This window comes from uncultured Allobaculum sp., from assembly GCF_948576815.1.
GTDB lineage: Bacteria > Bacillota_I > Bacilli_A > Erysipelotrichales > Erysipelotrichaceae > Allobaculum > Allobaculum fili.
In genome coordinates this window covers 1-2,395 of record NZ_CAPAEZ010000120.1, presented here as the reverse complement: position 1 = coordinate 2,395, position 2,395 = coordinate 1, and the positions used below count along the sequence as shown (strand labels likewise).

General features: G+C 55.3%; 4 protein-coding genes. All 4 read left to right on the top strand.

Annotated elements, in window-relative coordinates:
- The coding region (locus Q2J39_RS10615; protein WP_300968164.1) for a YodL domain-containing protein at positions 1 to 846 on the top strand (846 nt) is incomplete at its 5' end.
- A 3-nt stretch (positions 847 to 849) separates the two neighbouring features.
- A complete protein-coding gene (locus Q2J39_RS10610) occupies positions 850 to 1,803 on the top strand; it encodes a hypothetical protein (protein ID WP_300968163.1) in 954 nt (317 codons plus the stop codon).
- 2 nt (positions 1,804 to 1,805) lie between these two features.
- Positions 1,806 to 2,012 carry a transposon-transfer assisting family protein gene (locus Q2J39_RS10605; protein ID WP_002569181.1) on the top strand — a complete coding sequence of 69 codons (207 nt, stop codon included), beginning with the start codon at positions 1,806 to 1,808 and terminating at the stop codon, positions 2,010 to 2,012.
- Entirely contained in the window at positions 2,009 to 2,374 is a 366-nt protein-coding gene (locus Q2J39_RS10600) for a cysteine-rich VLP domain-containing protein (RefSeq protein ID WP_002585089.1), read from the top strand. Before Q2J39_RS10605 ends, Q2J39_RS10600 begins: the two co-directional genes overlap by 4 nt.
- Positions 2,375 to 2,395: the final 21 nt, after the last annotated feature.

The window sequence follows — 2,395 nt, the reverse complement described above, 5'->3', positions numbered from 1 at the left end:
CTTTACGCAAAGGCACAGGAAACGGCGCAGACCGCCGGACAGGACAAAGACACCTTTTCCATTTACCAGATAAAGGGCGGGGACGAAACAAGGGATTTCCGCTTTGAGCCTTACGACCGCCTGCAGGCGGCGGGAAATGTGGTTGACAGGGCGAACTATGAGCTTGTCTATTCCGCGCCCCTTGCGCCGGAAACTTCCCTTGAAGATATTTACACCTGTTTCAATATCGACCACCCCAAAGATTTTAAGGGACACAGCCTTTCCGTTTCCGACGTGGTAGTGCTTCATCAGGACGGACAGGACGCGGCGCATTTCGTTGACAGTGTAGGTTTCCGGGAAGTGCCGGAGTTTTTACAGGAGCAAAAGCAGCTTACCCCGGACGACTTGGAAACGGGCGAAACTGTCAAAACACCGAGGGGGACTTTCCATGTAACCGCTATGAGCCGGGAGCAGATAGAAGCCGCCGGATATGGCTTTCACCACCAGTCGGACGACGGAAAGTATCTGATTATGGGGAATGGGACGCGGGCGTTTGCCGTTGCCGCAGAACAGGCGCAGCGGGACAATCCCTTGAAAACCGCCGAGCAGACCACAGAGCAGAACGGGAACATGATTGACGGTATCATCAACAACACCCCCACCGTTGACGAACTGGAAGCAAAGGTAAAGGCGGGCGAGCAGATTTCCCTTGTTGACCTGGCTAACGCTGTCAAAGCCGACAAGGAGCGCGGCAAGGGAGCGAAGCCGGAAAAGAAGCCCTCTATCCGGGCGCAGCTTAGGGCCGACAAGGAAAAGGCGCAGAAGAAAAACGCAAAGCAGAAGTCACAGGACTTGGAAAGGAGCTGACCCATGCCGGAACAGAGCAAATTTGAAAACGTGGATTTGTTCGCTTCCCTTGAAGCGATTATGAAGCAGAACACAGGCTTTTACCAGAGCGACTTAGACATTGACAAAGAGATTATCGCAAAGGCGGCGGCAAGCCCCCACAGGGAGGACAAGACCCTTTTGTGGTTCTGCCGCCCGTCCGGGACGCACTGTTTCCGGGAGCGCGACGTTTTCCTCAAAGACACCGCGCCCCACAACACATGGCGTTTCTACATGGAGCAGACAAGCGACCGCGTCCTTGCCTATGCAATCGAGCTGACGGGAAAGGAGCGCGGGAAAATCAAGGGCAATCTGTACGAACTGGACTACGCTAAACATTATGAGCGCGTCAAGGAAAAGGAGCTGCCCGCCGATACGGTGAAGCTGATTTATGAGCGAGGGGAAAGGGAGATACCCGCCGGACGGTTCTTCAACGGCAACCCAGACCCGCAGCTTGGGAAGTTTGAACGCTTTGAAGCCCTACCCAACGACCCGGACGCGCTGCAATCGCTCTTACAGGAAGAACGGCGCAGCCGGGAGCAGCTTCCACCGGGGGATTTCAAGGCGCATATCGCCGCTTTGCGGGACGGGCTGATTGAAACGGAAGCGCGGCGCATTGTGCGGGAAATGAAGCGGCATTACGAGCCGAACAGCCCGAACAAGACCCATTTCATGGCAGAGCTTTCCCCGGCGTTCATGCGGCTTGCAGCCACAAAGGACACTGACCGCCTTTTCTCCATGCTGCCCTACAAGACCCTTTCCTTTTCCAAAATCGAGGGCAGACATGGGACGTATGCGCTGATTGACAAGGGGGAGAACCGGGACAGGGAGATAAGGAAGCCCCGCCCCTCTATCCGGGCGCAGCTTAAAGCAGACAAGGCAAAGACCGCCCCGAAAAAGGCGGCGGCAAAAACAAAAAATCACGATATGGAGGTATGAGCATGATTAGACTGACTGTTGAAGAAACAAACCTTTTGAGCATTTACAACGAGGGCGGCAAGCGGGCTTTGATTGAGAATGTCAACGCCGCGCTGCCCTACATGGACGCGGATATGCGGGAGCTTGCAAAGCGCACCCTTTCCAAAGTGGACGCTTTGACCGAAGCGGAATTTGCAGAGCTTCCCATTTACGCCGCTGATGAAGTATGAACGGGGTTAAGCGGCTGACGCCGCCCCAGAGCCGGAAAGTCAACGCCCTTGTGCGCCGGACGTGCTGCAATTATGATAACGGGAACTGTATCTTACTGGACGACGGGGACGAGTGCGTATGTCCGCAGCTCATTTCCTATTCGCTTCTCTGCAAGTGGTTCCGGGTTGCGGTGCTTCCCGCCGACAGGCTGCTTTATGCGGAGCTTTACCAGACAGGGGATAAGAAGAAATGTACCGAGTGCGGCGCGTTCTTTGCGTCAACCTCTAACAGTGTCAAATACTGCCCCGTCTGCCGGAAACGTATCACCCGCAGACAAGCCGCCGAGCGCATGAGGAAAAGACGCGCCCCTGTTACGCAGTAGGCGCGGAAAATCCCTTGATTT

What these genes read in the sequence shown, in the direction of transcription:
- Q2J39_RS10605 (WP_002569181.1), top strand. Translation starts at nt 1,806, where the DNA reads ATGATTAGACTGACTGTTGAAGAAACAAACCTTTTGAGCATTTACAAC.
- Q2J39_RS10610 (WP_300968163.1), top strand. Translation starts at nt 850, where the DNA reads ATGCCGGAACAGAGCAAATTTGAAAACGTGGATTTGTTCGCTTCCCTT.
- Q2J39_RS10600 (WP_002585089.1), top strand. Translation starts at nt 2,009, where the DNA reads ATGAACGGGGTTAAGCGGCTGACGCCGCCCCAGAGCCGGAAAGTCAAC.